General features: G+C 66.6%; 14 protein-coding genes. 12 read left to right on the top strand and 2 right to left on the bottom strand.

The genetic code is table 11. The features are described from left to right. Positions 1 to 5: 5 nt before the first annotated feature. From D0901_RS10460 to tatC, 6 genes are read left to right on the top strand one after another with little or no spacing between them, the layout of a single operon-like run. A complete protein-coding gene (locus tag D0901_RS10460) occupies positions 6 to 650 on the top strand; it encodes a ubiquinone biosynthesis accessory factor UbiJ (protein WP_129140250.1) in 645 nt (214 codons plus the stop codon). Then, positions 647 to 2,269, top strand: a complete 1,623-nt coding sequence (gene ubiB / locus D0901_RS10455) for a ubiquinone biosynthesis regulatory protein kinase UbiB (protein ID WP_129140249.1) — start codon at positions 647 to 649, stop codon at positions 2,267 to 2,269. Before D0901_RS10460 ends, ubiB begins: the two co-directional genes overlap by 4 nt. A gap of 50 nt (positions 2,270 to 2,319) precedes the next feature. Next, positions 2,320 to 2,658 carry a phosphoribosyl-ATP diphosphatase gene (locus D0901_RS10450; protein ID WP_129140248.1) on the top strand — a complete coding sequence of 113 codons (339 nt, stop codon included), beginning with the start codon at positions 2,320 to 2,322 and terminating at the stop codon, positions 2,656 to 2,658. A 30-nt stretch (positions 2,659 to 2,688) separates the two neighbouring features. Further along, entirely contained in the window at positions 2,689 to 2,943 is a 255-nt protein-coding gene (tatA, locus tag D0901_RS10445; RefSeq protein ID WP_129140247.1) for a Sec-independent protein translocase subunit TatA, read from the top strand. A gap of 6 nt (positions 2,944 to 2,949) precedes the next feature. Next, positions 2,950 to 3,333 carry a Sec-independent protein translocase protein TatB gene (gene tatB, locus D0901_RS10440; protein WP_129140246.1) on the top strand — a complete coding sequence of 128 codons (384 nt, stop codon included), beginning with the start codon at positions 2,950 to 2,952 and terminating at the stop codon, positions 3,331 to 3,333. Then, positions 3,330 to 4,118, top strand: a complete 789-nt coding sequence (tatC, locus tag D0901_RS10435) for a twin-arginine translocase subunit TatC (protein ID WP_129140245.1) — start codon at positions 3,330 to 3,332, stop codon at positions 4,116 to 4,118. The genes tatB and tatC overlap by 4 nt, the downstream gene beginning before the upstream one ends. Before the next feature lie 84 nt (positions 4,119 to 4,202). Here the strand turns inward: tatC and elbB are convergent, their stop codons facing one another. After that, the gene (elbB, locus tag D0901_RS10430) at positions 4,203 to 4,856 is read right to left on the bottom strand and encodes an isoprenoid biosynthesis glyoxalase ElbB (RefSeq protein WP_129140244.1); all 654 of its coding nucleotides are present in this window, start codon (positions 4,854 to 4,856) and stop codon (positions 4,203 to 4,205) included. Between the two features lie 246 nt (positions 4,857 to 5,102). Here elbB and hemB point away from each other — a divergent pair, with 246 nt between their 5' ends. The 6 genes from hemB to D0901_RS10400 all read left to right on the top strand — a co-directional run bounded on the left by hemB (position 5,103) and on the right by D0901_RS10400 (position 12,796). Next, a complete protein-coding gene (gene hemB, locus D0901_RS10425; RefSeq protein ID WP_425256172.1) occupies positions 5,103 to 6,149 on the top strand; it encodes a porphobilinogen synthase in 1,047 nt (348 codons plus the stop codon). A 42-nt stretch (positions 6,150 to 6,191) separates the two neighbouring features. Continuing rightward, on the top strand, positions 6,192 to 8,405 hold the full coding sequence (ppk1, locus tag D0901_RS10420; RefSeq protein ID WP_129140242.1) for a polyphosphate kinase 1: 2,214 nt from the start codon (positions 6,192 to 6,194) through the stop codon (positions 8,403 to 8,405). A gap of 260 nt (positions 8,406 to 8,665) precedes the next feature. Then, positions 8,666 to 9,721 (top strand): cytochrome ubiquinol oxidase subunit II family protein, encoded by a 1,056-nt coding sequence (locus tag D0901_RS21100; RefSeq protein WP_203234852.1) that lies wholly within the window; start codon positions 8,666 to 8,668, stop codon positions 9,719 to 9,721. Then, positions 9,718 to 11,829, top strand: coding sequence for a cbb3-type cytochrome c oxidase subunit I (locus D0901_RS10410; protein WP_129140241.1), 2,112 nt, complete (start codon positions 9,718 to 9,720; stop codon positions 11,827 to 11,829). Before D0901_RS21100 ends, D0901_RS10410 begins: the two co-directional genes overlap by 4 nt. Beyond that, positions 11,826 to 12,446 carry a cytochrome c oxidase subunit 3 gene (locus D0901_RS10405; RefSeq protein ID WP_129140240.1) on the top strand — a complete coding sequence of 207 codons (621 nt, stop codon included), beginning with the start codon at positions 11,826 to 11,828 and terminating at the stop codon, positions 12,444 to 12,446. Before D0901_RS10410 ends, D0901_RS10405 begins: the two co-directional genes overlap by 4 nt. Then, positions 12,443 to 12,796, top strand: coding sequence for a cytochrome o ubiquinol oxidase subunit IV (locus tag D0901_RS10400; protein ID WP_129140239.1), 354 nt, complete (start codon positions 12,443 to 12,445; stop codon positions 12,794 to 12,796). The genes D0901_RS10405 and D0901_RS10400 overlap by 4 nt, the downstream gene beginning before the upstream one ends. A gap of 110 nt (positions 12,797 to 12,906) precedes the next feature. On the opposite strand, the gene D0901_RS10395 is transcribed toward D0901_RS10400, so the two are convergent. After that, a complete protein-coding gene (locus D0901_RS10395) occupies positions 12,907 to 15,096 on the bottom strand; it encodes a PhoX family protein (protein ID WP_129140238.1) in 2,190 nt (729 codons plus the stop codon). Positions 15,097 to 15,132: the final 36 nt, after the last annotated feature.

Genomic DNA, 15,132 nt, shown 5'->3' with positions numbered 1-15,132 from the left:
ACCCGATGGCATTGACTCCCCCCCTGCTGCTGGCCTGTGCCGAGAAGACCTTCAATACCCTGCTCGCCCGCGACCCCGCCGCGCCGTCGCGATTGCGCCGGCTCGCCGGCAAGCGCCTGCTGCTGCGCCTGGAACGCCCGCAGCTCGAACTGCTGATCGCCTTCCACGCGCAGGGCCTCAAGCTGTTTCACCACCCGCAGGCCGAGGAAGGCGACGCCGACGCCGTCGTCGAGGTCGACAGCGAAGCCTTGGGCGCCCTGCTCGCCGGCGAGTCGCTGGAACACCTGATGTTCGACGGTCGGCTGTCGCTGCGCGGCCAGACCCACCTACTCGAGGCGGCCCGCGACCTGCTGATGGATCTGGACCTCGACTGGGAAGGCGCGCTGGCCGAATGGTTCGGCGACGTGCCGGCCAACACCCTTGCCGAGGGCATGCGGCGTTTCGCCCGCTTCGGCCTGCGCGGTCAGCGCGAGCTGCGCGCCGATCTCGCCGAGTACCTCTTCGAGGAGGCCCGGCTGTTGCCCGGCAGTTCACAGCGCGAGGTGCTGCGCGACCATCTCACCGAACTCGAGGTCGCCACCGACCGGCTCGAGGCACGCCTCGCCCGGCTCCAGCGCAAGCTCGCCGAACGCCGGGAGGCGACGACGTGAGCCTGCGACTGCTGCGCATCCTGTGGGTGGTCGCCCGCTATCGGCTGGACAGCCTGATCCCGCTCGACCGCCTGCCGCCGCTGCTGCGCCTGGTGGTACGCCTGTCGCCGCTGCGCCTGCTACCCACCGGGGGCCATTCCCGCGGGCGACGGCTGCGACTGGCCCTGGAAGCGCTGGGGCCGATCTTCGTCAAGTTCGGCCAGATGCTCTCGACCCGCCGCGATCTGCTGCCGCCGGACATCGCCGACGAGCTCAAGCGCCTGCAGGATCAGGTACCGCCCTTCCCCGGCGAGCGCGCCCGCACGGTGGTCGAGGAAGAACTCGAGTGCAGCATCGAGTCCGCCTTCGCGCATTTCGACACCGACCCCATGGCCTCGGCGTCGGTGGCCCAGGTCCACGCTGCACGGCTGCACGATGGCGCGGACGTGGTGGTCAAGGTGATCCGTCCGGGCATCGATCGGGTGATGCGCCAGGACATCGGCCTGATGTATACCCTGGCGCGCCTGCTGCGGCGCGTGCCCGAGGCCCGCCGCCTGCGCCCCGTGGAGGTGGTGTCGGACTACGAGGCGACGCTGTTCGACGAGCTGGACCTGCACAAGGAAGCCGCCAACACTTCGCAGCTCAAGCGCAACTTCAAGAACTCGCCGCTGCTCTACGTGCCGACGATCCACTGGCCGTTGACGCGACGGCGCATCCTCGTGCAGGAGCGCATCCATGGTATCCCGGTGGCCGACATGGCGGCCCTCGAGGCCCAGGGCACCGATCTGCACAAGCTCGCCGAGCGCGGCGTGGAAATCTTCTTCACCCAGGTGTTCCGCGACAACTTCTTCCACGCCGACATGCACCCGGGCAACATCTTCGTCGCCCACGGCAAGCCCGACGACCCGCAGTACATCGCCATCGACTGCGGCATCGTCGGCAGCCTGACCCGCGAGGATCAGGACTATCTGGCGCGCAACCTGCTGGCGTTCTTCCATCAGGACTATTACCAGGTCGCCCAGTTGCACATCGAGTCGGGCTGGGTCGGCGAGGGCACCCGCGCCAACGAGTTCGCCGCGGCGATCCGCGCGGTGTGCGAACCGATCCTCGAGAAGCCGCTCAAGGACATCTCCTTCGGCCAGGTGCTGCTGGGACTGTTCCAGACCGCCCGGCGTTTCAACATGGAGGTCCAGCCGCAACTGGTGTTGCTGCAGAAGACCCTGCTCAACATCGAGGGCCTGGGCCGGCAGCTCTATCCCGACCTCGACCTGTGGCAGACCGCCAAGCCCTATCTCGAACGCTGGATGAAGGAGCGCGCCGGCCCACGCGGGCTGTGGGCCTCGCTGCAGAAACAGGCCCCCGAGCTCAGCCGCCAACTGCCGGAGTTGCCGGTGCTCGCCCACCAGGCGCTGGCGCGGGTGGAGAGCGAGCGCCGCCAGCGCCATCAGCAGGTCGAGTCGCTGGCCCAGATGCAGGCATCAATGGCACGCACCGGGCGCAGCGCACGCCGCCTGCGCATCGGCGCGCTGCTGCTGGCCCTGGCGCTGGCCTGGCAGCCGCTGGAAGCCTGGGCGCTGGAGCAGCCCTGGCCGGTGCTGCTCGCCGCGGCAGTGGGCGTCGTGCTGCTCGCCTGGCGTTAGTGACCTGTTTAACCAAGCCCTTTCGACTCACTGACTCAGGATTGTCATCGATGAGCGATATTCTCAAACAGCTCGACGCGGTGCTCGACACCCGCCGTCAGGCCGCCCCCGACACCTCCTACGTGGCCTCCCTGCACCACAAGGGGCTCAACAAGATTCTGGAGAAGGTCGGCGAGGAAGCCACCGAGGCCATCATCGCCGCCAAGGATGCCCGCGCCGACGATGACGCCACCCGTCAGGCGGTAGTCGCCGAAACCGCCGACCTGTGGTTTCATAGCCTGGTGATGCTCTCGCATCTGGGCATCGACTCGCAGGCGGTACTCGACGAGCTGGCACGCCGTTTCGGCATCTCCGGGCTGGACGAGAAGGCCGCCCGCAACAACGAGTAGATCCGGGCCTGGCCCGAGGGGAGAAAGTTCATGTTAGGTGGTATCAGTATCTGGCAGCTGCTGATCGTTCTCGGCATCATCATCCTGATCTTCGGCACCAAGAAGCTGCGCAACATCGGCGGCGACCTGGGTGGCGCGGTCAAGGGCTTCAAGAAGGCCATGAACGACGACGACAAGGCGGACACGGACGACACCACCCAGCGGCAGGTGCGCCACGAGGAAACGGGCCATACCTACGACGCCGAGGCGGAACAGCGGGACAGCCGCAAAGAAGAACAGAAGTAGGCGATCATGTTCGACATCGGCTTTCTCGAACTGCTGCTGATCGGCGTGGTCGGCCTGCTGGTGCTCGGGCCCGAGCGCCTGCCCAAGGCCGCGCGCACCGCGGGGCTGTGGATCGGCAAGGTCAGGCGCAGCGTCGCCGGCATGCAGCGCGAGATCAACGAGCAACTCGAGGCGGAGGAACTGCGCCAGAAGCTCGCCGAGCAGGAACGGAAACTCAACGAGGGGCTCGACAAGGCGCGCCGCGATGTCGAGAGCAGCGTCGAGAGCGAGCCCCGGCGTGACGCCTCGTCGTCGACTGCCGTCGACACCGCCGCCCACGAGCCGGTCGAGGCATCGACCACGGCCGAGTCGCCGCCCCCTCCCGCCGACAAGGATTCCGCGCCGCGATGAGTGACTCCTCCTCCCCGCGTGACGACGACAAGCCGCACGACGACGCCTCCCACGCACCGCTGATCGAGCACCTGGTCGAACTGCGCAGCCGTCTGCTGCGCGCGGTGATCGCCATCGGGGTGATCTTCCTGGCGCTCTACGCCTTCTCCAACGACATCTACAGCTTCGTGGCCGACCCGTTGATGGCGCTGCTGCCGGCGGGCTCGCAGATGATCGCCACCGAGGTCGCCTCGCCGTTTCTGGCACCGTTCAAGCTGACCCTGGTGGTGGCGGTATTCATCGCCATCCCCTTCGTGCTGCATCAGGCCTGGGCCTTCGTCGCCCCGGGCCTGTACGAGAACGAGAAGACCCTCGCCGTGCCGCTGCTGGTCTCCAGCGTGGCGCTGTTCTACGGGGGCGCCGCCTTCGCCTATTACGTGGTCTTTCCGCTGCTGTTCAACTTCTTCGTGCATGCCGGGCCGCAGAACGTCGCGGTGATGACCGACATCAACCAGTATCTCAACTTCGTGCTGAAGCTGTTCTTCGCCTTCGGCGTGGCGTTCGAGATCCCCATCGCCACCTTCCTGCTGATCTGGACCGGCGCCACCAGCGTCGAGAACCTGTCGAAGAAACGCCCCTACGTTATCCTGGGCTGCTTCGTGATCGGCATGCTGATGACCCCGCCGGACGTGATCTCGCAGAGCCTGCTGGCGGTGCCCATGTGGCTGCTCTACGAGATCGGCATCCTGTTCGGCCGCATCGTCCGCCGCAAGACGCCATCGGACGACATCGACGACGACGCCTGACGCGTCGGCCCCTGACCGCAAGTGCCCGGCGCAGGGAGCCGGGGCGCTTGTCGTCGCGCCGGCAGCGCTGTCACGGCCACCCTTTCAGAGCATCTCCGCCAGCCGATCGATCAGCTTGAAGATGCCGGTCGAGGCCTCGGCCGGCCCGCCGGCGAGCAGGAAGGCCGGCGTCGACACCACCCGGTGCTCGCGGTCGATCGCTACCTCGTTGACCGCACAGCTCTTGTGCAGCCCGCCCATGCTGCTGATCGCCCCGGCCAGCTCGGCGTTCTGGCCCACGGTGACGGCGATGCCCTCGCCGAGCAGCCGCGGCACCAGCAACGGCGCGTAGCCCATCAGGCCGAAGGGCTTGCCCCGCTCGTGGAAGGGCACCAGGGCGTCGCGCAACTGCGGCAGCACGCTCATCTCGGTACCCGCCGTGGCGAAGTCCGAGAGCGTGTGGATCACGCCCACCCCGCCGGGGATCACCACGCCGTCGACGTCGTCGGGGTCGAGCGCCGCGAGGTCGAGCGTCTCGCGCCCGCCCAGCCGCGCGGCCTCGCGCAGGACGTTGCGCGTCGCGTCGTAGACTTCACCGCTGCGATGGTCGACGACCCGCGGCTGGTCGCCATCGGGCGCGAAACAGCGATAGCCGATGCCGCGCTGATCGAGCCCCAGCAAGGTGAGTATCACTTCCCGGGCTTCCGAACCGTCCTCGGTTCCGCAACCGGACAGGATGACCGCGACCTGTTTGTTCATTGCCGTCATTCTCCTACGCTCGTCCGAGACGCTCACCGGCGACCCGGACCGACCTGGAAGGCGCGCGCCTGGCGGCGGCGATGGGTATGGCGGACCCCGATGCAGCGCGGCGGGGAAACTACAATCTAGAAGCTGGCCGCCGGTGCGACAAGCGGAGGCATTCGCGTATCGGCCTGCGTTGATATACTCGGGGTCAGCGTCGCCGCTGTCATGGCATTGTCATAGTCGTCGGTCAGGCTGTGTCGCATGGCGGTCGCGACCCCATTCACGACCGGAGATATCCGTTTGAATCCGTTAACGCCACGCCAGTATCCGACCACGCGCATGCGGCGCATGCGCAAGGACGATTTCTCGCGCCGGTTGATGCGCGAATCGACCCTGACCCCCAACGATTTGATCCTGCCGGTCTTCGTGCTCGACGGCGAGGGCCGTCGCGAAGCCGTGCCCTCGATGCCCGGGGTGGAGCGGCTGTCGCTCGACCTGATGGTCGAACAGGCCCGCGAGGTCGCCGACCTGGGGATCCCGGCACTGGCGCTGTTCCCGGTGATCGATACCGCCTTGAAGAGCGAATTCGCCGAGGAAGCCTACAACGCCAGCGGCCTGGTCCAGCGCAGCGTGCGCGCGATCAAGGACGCCTGCCCGGAGCTGGGCATCATCACCGACGTGGCACTCGACCCCTACACCAGCCACGGCCAGGACGGCATCCTCGACGCGCAGGGCTACGTGCAGAACGACCGCACCGTCGAGACCCTGCTCAAGCAGGCGCTGTCCCACGCCGAGGCCGGTGCCGACGTGGTCGCGCCCTCGGACATGATGGACGGGCGGATCGGCGCGATCCGCGCGGTACTCGAACAGGAAGCGCTGCACAACGCACGGATCATGGCCTACTCCGCCAAGTACGCCTCGCGTTACTACGGGCCTTTCCGCGATGCAGTGGGGTCGGCGGGCAACCTGGGCAAGGCCGACAAGACCACCTATCAGATGGACCCGGCCAACAGCGACGAGGCCCTGCACGAGACCGCGCTGGACATCGCCGAGGGTGCCGACATGGTGATGATCAAGCCGGGCATGCCCTATCTCGACGTCCTGCACCGCATCAAGCAGGAACTCCGGGTGCCGACCTTCGCCTATCAGGTCAGCGGCGAGTACGCCATGCACATGGCGGCCTTCGAGAACGGCTGGCTCGATGCCGACGGCGTGATGCTCGAGTCGCTGATGTGCTTCAAACGGGCCGGCGCCGACGGCGTGCTGACCTACTTCGCCAAACGCGCCGCCCAGCTTCTCAATTCATGATCGAGGGGGCCGCGCGCCCTCTCGTCGCCAAGGAGTCTTGCGATGGAAGAGTCGCGCAGCCAACCGGTATCCGCCGCGCTGGACAGCCCCCAGGACACCTCCGCCAGCGAGGCGTCGGGCGAGGCGCCGCCGCTGCGGGTCAATCGCACCCGCACCGGCATCCACGCCAAGCCCACGCCCTCGCCGGAGGCCGACCTCGACGACCCGTCGCTGTACTTCAACCGCGAACTCTCCAACCTGCAGTTCAACATCCGGGTGCTCGAGCAGGCCCTCGACACCTCGCATCCGCTGCTCAACCGGATGATGTTCCTGCTGATCTTCTCGTCGAACCTCGACGAGTTCTTCGAGATCCGCGTCGCCGGCCTCAAGCATCAACTGATGCTCGGCAGCGAGGAGACCGGCGGCGACGGGCTCTCGCCGCGCCGCGTCCTGACCGAGATATCGCGCATCGCCCACGAGCAGGTCGAGCGCCAGTACCGCATCCTCAACGAGATACTGATCCCCGCGCTCGAGGAGCAGCGCATCCGCTACCGGCGCCGCGCGCAGTGGACGCAGCAACAGCGCGACTGGGTTCGCGAATACTTCGACGAAGAGATCATGCCGGTGATCAGCCCCATCGGGCTGGACCCGTCGCACCCCTTCCCGCGGCTGGTCAACAAGAGCCTCAACTTCATCGTCGAGCTCGAGGGCAAGGATGCCTTCGGCCGCGAGGGCGGCCTGGCGATCCTGCCCGCACCGCGTTCGCTGCCGCGGGTGATCCGCCTGCCGGAACACCTGGCCGAGGAGGGCTACACCGACTATGTGTTCCTGTCCTCGATGATCCATGCCCATGCCCAGGAGGTGTTCCCGGGCATGGAGGTGCGCGGCTGTTATCAGTTCCGCCTGACCCGCAACGCCGACCTGTCGGTGGACCCCGAGGAGGTCTCCGACCTGGCCTCGGCACTGCGCGGCGAGCTGCTCGCCCGGCGCTACGGCGACGGGGTACGCCTGGAGGTCGCCGACAACTGCCCCGATACGCTGTCGACGTTCCTGCTCAAGCAGTTCGAGCTCGACGAGCAGGATCTCTACCGGGTCAACGGCCCGGTCAACCTGACGCGCATGATGTCGGTGCTCGGCGATATCGACCGCCCCGATCTGCTCTACCGGTCGTTCACCCCGGGCCTGCCCAAGAACCTCAAGCCGGAGGGCAGTCTGTTCGAGGTGATCGACCAGGGCGACGTGCTGCTCCACCACCCCTTCCAGTCGTTCGCTCCGATCGAGGATCTGCTGCGCGAGGCGGCCCGGGACACCGCGGTGCTGGCGATCAAGCAGACCCTCTATCGCACCGGGGCCGACTCACCGATCGTCAGCGCGCTGGTCGAGGCGGCACGCAACGGCAAGGAAGTGACCGTGGTCATCGAACTGCGGGCACGCTTCGACGAGGCCGACAACCTGGCGCTGGCCTCACGGCTGCAGGAAGCCGGGGCGATCGTCATCTACGGCGTGATGGCCTACAAGACCCACGCCAAGATGCTGCACATCGTGCGCCGCGAGAAGGGCGAGCTGCGCTACTACGCCCATCTGGGCACCGGCAACTACCATTCCAAGACCGCCAAGCTCTACACCGACTACAGCCTGCTGACCGCCAACGAGACGCTCTGCGAGGACGTCCACATGGTCTTCCAGCAGCTCTCCGGCATGGGCAAGCCACGCAATATCCACACCCTGCTGCACGCGCCTTTCGTGCTCCACGATCGGCTGGTGGCGATGATCGACCGCGAGGCGAAGTTCGCCGAGAAGGGCAAGAAGGCGCACCTGATCATCAAGTGCAACTCGCTCACCGAGCCGCAACTGATTCGCGCGCTGTACCGCGCCTCGCGCGCCGGCGTGCAGTGCGACCTGATCATTCGCGGCATGTGCTGCCTGCGTCCCGGCGTGCCGGGCATCTCCGAGAACATCCGGGTCCGCTCGATCATCGGCCGCTTCCTCGAGCACACCCGGGTCTTCCATTTCCACAACGACGGCAAGAGCGAGATCTGGGCCTCGAGCGCCGACTTCATGGAACGCAACATGTTCCACCGCGTCGAGACCTGCTTCCCGATCCTCGACAAGAAGCTCGCCCAGCGCGTGCGCAAGGACCTGGAGACCTACCTGGTCGACAACTGTCAGAGCTGGGTGCTGCAGGAGGACGGCAGCTACCGCAAGCAGGAGCCCGGCGACGCGGCCCCGATCAGCGCCCAGGAGACGCTGCTCTACGCCTATGCCGCCAAGGCCTGAGAACCGCCTCGGCCCGTACCACCATTTGAGCCGGCGCCGAACATCCACTACGTTTTCTGAGTGTGGTAACACCATGTGACCCGCTAACCATCCGACCAGGGAATGGTCGGAATGACGTCATCGACCCCGGCAGAGCCTTCCGAAGGCTCGTGGTGTCGGATCGATGAAGGTGACATCCCCTCCAAACCGACAGGGACGTAGGGAGTCAGATCGTGACAGGAGGATCGTGCAACGCCGTGCAGCCGCGCAATGTGGGCCCCTTGGCACGTGCGTTTCTGGGACTGCTCGCCCTGCTTGTCGTGACCGGCTGCAGTCAGAACAACCTGAGCTTTCTCGACCCGCACGGACCGGTCGCCGCCGCCCAGCGCACCCACTTCTGGATCGTCGTCGCGCTGACGCTGGTGGTGGTGCTGCCGGTCATCGTGCTCACCCCGGTACTCGTCTGGAAATACCGCTACGGTGGCGAGTCGACCTATCGGCCGCGCTGGAGCTTCTCGAAGCGTCTGGAATACCTCATCTGGGGCGTGCCTTTCCTGATCGTGGCGATCCTGGGCTATTTCCTCTGGCAGCAGACCTACTCGCTGGACCCCTACAAGCCGCTGCCGTCGGATCAAAAGCCGCTGCACGTGCAGGTCGTGGGCTACGACTGGAAATGGCTGTTCATCTACCCCGAGCAGAACATCGCTACCGTCAATGAACTGGTCTTCCCCGCCGAACGTCCGCTCGAACTCGAGCTGACCTCCGATACCGTGATGCAGTCGTTCTTCGTCCCCGCGCTGGGCAGCCAGATCTACGCCATGCACGGCATGGTCACGCGCCTGCATCTTCTGGCCGATCACCCCGGAACCTATCGCGGCGAGAACACCCAGTACAACGGCGAGCGCTTTCACGAGCAGCACTTCACGGCCAAGGCGGTGACCGAGGCCGCGTTCGACGACTTCATCGCGGGCGCCCGCCGGCACGGCCATGCCCTCGACCGCCCGACCTATCAGGTGCTCGACGGCCGCAATACCGTCCGCGAACTGGCCAGGGCGCTGGGCGAGGACGGGCAGACCGAGGCGCTGCGCTTCTCGGCCACGCCGGACGACCTGTTCTCGGCGATCGTGGCGGGCACCCCGGGCGAGGCCCTCGCTCCCGGCCCGGTTTCCATAGCGGCGCAGCAGACACCGCTCGCGTTTCAACGCGTCACGACCGGCGTAGATGGCCCGGTCGCGGCCGCCGCCGCCCTGACACCGCTCCACGCAGCCGACGACGCCATGGTTTCCCTGCCACCGGCAGGATCACCGCGCCATCACCAGCAGGGGGAAACGCCGTGACGCTGACTCACTTCCTGGACATCGCGCTGGGACGCCTCGACTGGAATGCCCTGCCCTTCTGGGATGCGATCCAGACGCCCGACACCCTGCACATCGTCAACGCCGCCATCGTCACGGCCGCCGCCTCCCTGGTGGTGCTCGGGGCGCTGGCCGTGGTGGTACTGCTGACCCGGCACGGCAAGTGGAAGGTGCTGTGGTCGGAATGGCTGACCAGCGTCGACCACAAGCGCATCGGTATCATGTTCATCGTCATCGCCCTGGTCATGCTGGCTCGCGCGATCATCGAGGCGGTGTTCATGCGTACCCAGCAGGCATTCGGCCTGGACGGCGGCTTCCTGCTGGCCGAGCACTTCGGCGAGTTCTTCACCACCCACGGCACGATCATGATCTTCTTCATGGCGATGCCGTTCCTCACCGGGGTGATCAACTACGTGATGCCGCTGCAGATCGGCGCCCGGGACCTGTCCTTCCCGGTGATGAACTCGGTGAGCCTGGGCCTGACCGCGGCCGGCGCGGCCATCGTCATGGTCTCGCTGGTGCTCACGCCCTTTTCCACCGGCGGCTGGAGCGGCTATCCGCCCTTCACGGAGAGCTCCTTCAATCCCGGCGCCGGGGTCGACTACTGGATCTGGGCGGTGACCCTGTCGTCGATCGGCTCGACGATGACCGGCATCAACTTCGCGGTGACGATCTACAAGGAGCGGGCCCCGGGCATGCACCTGTTCCGCATGCCGCTGTTCTGCTGGACCGCGCTGTGCACCTCGATTCTGATGATCTTCGCCATGCCGCCGCTGACCGTGGCCACGGCCCTGCTGGCACTCGATCGCTACCTGGATTTCCATTTCTTCACCCAGGATCTCGGTGGCGACATGATGAACTACGTCAACATGTTCTGGCTGTTCGGCCACCCCGAGGTCTACATCCTGATCCTGCCCGCCTTCGGGGTGTTCTCGGAAGTGTTCTCGACCTTCTCGGGCAAGCGCCTGTACGGCTACACCGGTCTGGTGATCGCGACCATGGTCATCGCCGTGCTGTCGTTCACGGTCTGGCTGCATCACTTCTTCACCATGGGTCAGTCGCCCAACGTCAACGTGGTGTTCGGCATCGCCACCATGCTGATCGGCGTGCCCACCGGGGTGAAGGTCTACGACTGGATGCTGACCATGTTCCGCGGGCGGGTACGCGTGACGATCCCCATGGTCTATGCGCTGGGTTTCATCACCCTGTTCGTCCTCGGCGGACTGACGGGCATCCTGCTGGCCAACCCGTCGATCGACTACCAGGTCCACAACACGCTGTTCCTGGTCGCGCACTTTCACAACATGCTGGTGCCGGGGCTGCTGTTCGGCATGCTGGCCGCCTACAACATGTGGTTTCCCAAGGCCTTCGGCTTCCGTCTCGAGGAGCGCTGGGGCTACCGCGCCGCCTACGCCTGGATCGTCGGTTTCATCCTGGCCTTCTTCCCGCTCTACGCCCTGGGGCTGCTGGGCATGCCACGGCGCACCGTGAGCTTCGTCGAGCCGGCCTACCTGCCGTGGACGATCATCGCGGGCTTCGGCGCGCTGGTGATCCTCTTCGCCCTGTTCAGCCTGGCCATGCAACTCTGGCTGAGCCTGCGCCAGCGTCACGCCAACCGGGTGCCCGTGGGCGACCCCTGGGATGGCCGCAGCCTGGAGTGGGCCACTCCGGCCCCGGTGCCGGAATACAATTTCCCGGTGATCCCCGAGGTCTTCAGTCGCGACGCCTTCATGCGCGAGAAGGACCTCGGCCAGGCCTACCAGCGGCCTGCCGAATACCGCGATATCACGATGCCGGCCAACAGCGCCCTGGGGCCGATCCTCACCGCCACCGGCTTTCTGATGGCCTTCGGTCTGGTGTGGTACCTGTGGTGGCTGGTGCTCCTCGCCGGCGGCGTCTCGATCGCGGCGCTGATCGCGCGCAGCTTCGTGCGCAAGACCACCAGGATCATCAGCGCCGCGGAAGTCCGCGAGACCCACGAGGCCTGGCTGCGCCAGGTCGCCGAAACGCGGGCCGTCAAGCGTGACCAGGAACGAGACACCAGCAACCGGGGGCTGCCCGCCGCCCCCGTGTCGGGAGCCGTGCAATGACGACGCCATCCAGGCACCCGGGCCTCAACCTCGGTCGCGCGCATCCGGAAGCCCACCACGCCTGCGAAGGGCTGGTGTTCGGGTTCTGGGTCTTCATGATGAGCGACCTGATCATCTTCGGGCTGCTCTTCGCCAACTACGTAACCCAGCTCGATGCCCTGGCCGGCGGCCCCGGCCCCAAGGACCTCTTCGAGATGAAGAGCGCCTTCATCGAGACGATGCTGCTGCTGACCAGCAGTTTCACCTACGGCATGGCCGCCTACTGCCTCAAGTACCGCAACGGTCGGGGCGCCCTGCTGTTCTGGCTGGTGGTCACGCTGGCGCTGGGGCTGTCGTTCATCGGCTTCGAGCTGCACGACTTCCGGGTGACGATCGACAAGGGCGGTGCGCCGAGCCAAAGCGGTTTCGCGTCCGCCTTCTTCGGGCTGGTCCCGCTGCACGGGCTGCACGTCGCCACCGCCTGCCTCTGGATGATCGTGCTGATCGTCCAGATGCTGGTCTACGGGCTGGATACCGGCGTCAAGACGGGGCTGGTTCGCCTGGGGCTGTTGTGGCACTTCCTGGACATCGTCTGGATCGGCATCTTCTCCCTGGTCTATCTCGGAGGCTTGGCATGAGCGAGACGCAACGGCAATCCGGCGTGGTCGACGACAAGGAGCGCAGGCGCGAGCTGGGCAGCTACCTGTGGGGTTACGGCCTGGCGCTGGCCCTGACCCTGCCCCCCTTCGCGCTGGTGGCCTGGAGCGACTGGCCGCGGGTCACCCTGCTGTGGGCGATCGGTCTCTGCGCCCTGGTCCAGGTCGTGGTGCATTTCCGCTTCTTCCTGCACATCTCCCTGGCCAGGCAGAAGCGCGAGGACCTGCACTTGATCCTCTTTTCGACGCTGATCCTGATCCTCATGGCCGGCGGCACGCTGTGGATCATCTTCAACCTGTATGGGCGCATGGCACCGGCGATGCTGCCCTAGGTTTTGCCCGAAAAGTCGGCGAACGCGGGCAATCTTCGTATCAAGCCTAGAAAGAACCGCGCCTCCCATCCGGGAGGCGCAGTTTCCTCTGTCGGCCGTTCAGACGCGTGTCACACGCCGATCTCACCGCCGTCGCGCTTGCGGATCACCACGGTGGAGGCTCGCGGGCGAACCTCGCCCGAGGCGGCAACCGTGGCATCCTGCTCGTTGGCACCGGGGTCGGCCGGCCAGTTGCCCGGATGCTGGATATTGATGAACAGCGAGGTCTTGTCCGGCGTGGCGAAGATACCGGTCACCTCGCAGCCGTTGGGGCCGACGGCGAAACGCTTGAGCTGGGCCTGGTCGGCGGCATCGATCACCGCCTTGTCACCCGGGCCGCGGCTGACGTTGCCCGGCACCACCGCCAGCACCTGATCGTTGGTGTAATCGGTGACATTGTCGTAGCCGTTGTCGGTCTCGATCCACAGGATACCCTGGCCGTCGCCGCGGTCGTCATACCACAGGCCGTCGGGGCTGGCGAACTGGTTGAGTTCGGTGAGCCCCGAGAAGTTGTCGGCATCGCTCTCGGCGGCGCCGAACACGAACACTTCCCACTCGAAATCGGTGGCTGCCGGTGACGGCTCGCGCCAGCGAATGACCTGACCGCCCTCGTTGTCGGGCCGCGGGTTGGCGGCGTTGACCGGGGCCGTGGCGTAACCCGCGCCCAGCGCCTCGACGTCGCTGCCACCATTGGTGTAAGTGGCGGCGGTGCCCTCGGCGGTGCGCTTGGAGTTGTTGGTCAGGGTCATGTAGACCTCGCCCGAGGAGGGGTCGACGGTGCCCCACTCGGGACGATCCATCGGCGTCGCGCCCATGAAGTCGGCGGCGTCACAGGTGTTGATGATCACCCCGGCGAGATCGCGCGCGTTGGCCAGATTGAGCGCCTGCCACAGCGGCCGGCCGTCCTGGGTGGTGGCGTCCGGCGTCAGCGGCAGCCACTCGCCACTGCCATCGGCGTTGAAGCGCGCCACATAGAGGGTGCCTTCGTCCAGGTACTTGGAACCGATCGCCAGGCGATCGTAGTCCTGGCCCGGGCGATTGGCGTCCTTGGGATCCCACTTGGCCTTGGAGACGAACTTGTAGATGTACTCGTTGCGCGAGTCGTGGCCGGAGTAGAGCACCACCGGCTCGCCCTCGATCACCTTGCCCGGCCAGCAGCCCTCGTGGCGGAAGCGGCCGATATGGGTGCGCTTGAGCGCGGCGGTCTCGGTGCCCACGCTGGCGGTGTTGCCGTAGGGGTCGATCTCCACCACGTAGCCGAAGGTACGCGGCTCGTTGCGGTAGTCGCCGGACGCCGAGGCCGCGCTCGGCGTGGCATCGAAGCGCGCGAACTCGCCGTTCGACCCGCCCTGGGCGGTCTCCCAGCCATAGCGGGCACGGCCCGTGGGCACCCCGAGGCGGTCGTCGTCACGATAGCGATCGCTCGCCTTGGTGAAGACGTTGGGCCAGTTCTCCTCACAGGTGAGGTAGGTGCCCCACGGCGTAAAGCCGTTGGCGCAATTGTTGTTGGTGCCGCGGGTGCGGGTGCCGTTGGTGGAGTAGGCGGTGACCACGTAGTCGCTGCCGCGCACCGGGCCGGCGAGCTCGATCGGCGTGGCCGAGGTGATACGGCGGTTGTAGCGCGAGCCGCGCTCTTCACGCCACTGACCATCGCTGCCGAGCGACAACTTGACCAGGGTCACGCCATGGGCATTGATCTCGGTGCGCGCTTCGTCGGCCGGGCGGGCGCCGCTGTCGGCATTGGTCGGGCCGCCCTGGGGCGCCCACAGCGCGCCCTGATCGATGTACTCGTTGTTGAGCGCCATGATGAATTCGCGCGAGGCACTCTCGTCGCTCAGCGCGAAGTTGTGCATGCCGTCGTGGTTCATGCCCACGCTGGCCGCCTGGTAGTCGGGCGTCACGCTACGGTCCGCAGACCAGGCGCCAACGCTGTTGTCGAGCGGCGTCCCCCAGGGGATCAGCACCTGGGCGACGTAACCCTCGGGCACCACCACCGCATCGGTGCGCGAGCCGCGGATCGCGGCGAACGCCAGCGCCAGCGGGGTGGCTTCCGGCTTGTCGCCACCGGCGGAACCATTGTCGTCGTCGTCACCGTCACTGCTGCAGCCGGCCAGACCGAAACCGCCGAGCAGGCTCATGGCGGCCAGTCCGGCGCCCCCCTGCATGATGCCGCGGCGCGACAGCCGGCGAGACAGCACGGCCGAGAATGGCTCGTTGACGCTCTGGTTGAGAATGCGCTGATCCTCGATTTCCTTGCTCATGGGGTCCCCTCTCTGTTCTGTGAGTGATCCACTAAT

Origin of the sequence: Modicisalibacter coralii, assembly GCF_004117855.1 — a bacterium.
GTDB lineage: Bacteria > Pseudomonadota > Gammaproteobacteria > Pseudomonadales > Halomonadaceae > Modicisalibacter > Modicisalibacter coralii.
The sequence above is the reverse complement of the archived record's forward strand: the minus strand, read 5'-3'. Positions and strand labels throughout refer to the sequence as shown.

Coding starts and splice junctions, on each gene's coding strand:
- D0901_RS10400 (WP_129140239.1), top strand. CDS start 12,443: ATGAGCGAGACGCAACGGCAATCCGGCGTGGTCGACGACAAGGAGCGC.
- elbB (WP_129140244.1), bottom strand. CDS start 4,856: ATGAACAAACAGGTCGCGGTCATCCTGTCCGGTTGCGGAACCGAGGAC.
- D0901_RS10395 (WP_129140238.1), bottom strand. CDS start 15,096: ATGAGCAAGGAAATCGAGGATCAGCGCATTCTCAACCAGAGCGTCAAC.
- D0901_RS10460 (WP_129140250.1), top strand. CDS start 6: ATGGCATTGACTCCCCCCCTGCTGCTGGCCTGTGCCGAGAAGACCTTC.
- D0901_RS10405 (WP_129140240.1), top strand. CDS start 11,826: ATGACGACGCCATCCAGGCACCCGGGCCTCAACCTCGGTCGCGCGCAT.
- tatA (WP_129140247.1), top strand. CDS start 2,689: ATGTTAGGTGGTATCAGTATCTGGCAGCTGCTGATCGTTCTCGGCATC.
- tatC (WP_129140245.1), top strand. CDS start 3,330: ATGAGTGACTCCTCCTCCCCGCGTGACGACGACAAGCCGCACGACGAC.
- tatB (WP_129140246.1), top strand. CDS start 2,950: ATGTTCGACATCGGCTTTCTCGAACTGCTGCTGATCGGCGTGGTCGGC.
- D0901_RS10450 (WP_129140248.1), top strand. CDS start 2,320: ATGAGCGATATTCTCAAACAGCTCGACGCGGTGCTCGACACCCGCCGT.
- hemB (WP_425256172.1), top strand. CDS start 5,103: ATGGCGGTCGCGACCCCATTCACGACCGGAGATATCCGTTTGAATCCG.
- ppk1 (WP_129140242.1), top strand. CDS start 6,192: ATGGAAGAGTCGCGCAGCCAACCGGTATCCGCCGCGCTGGACAGCCCC.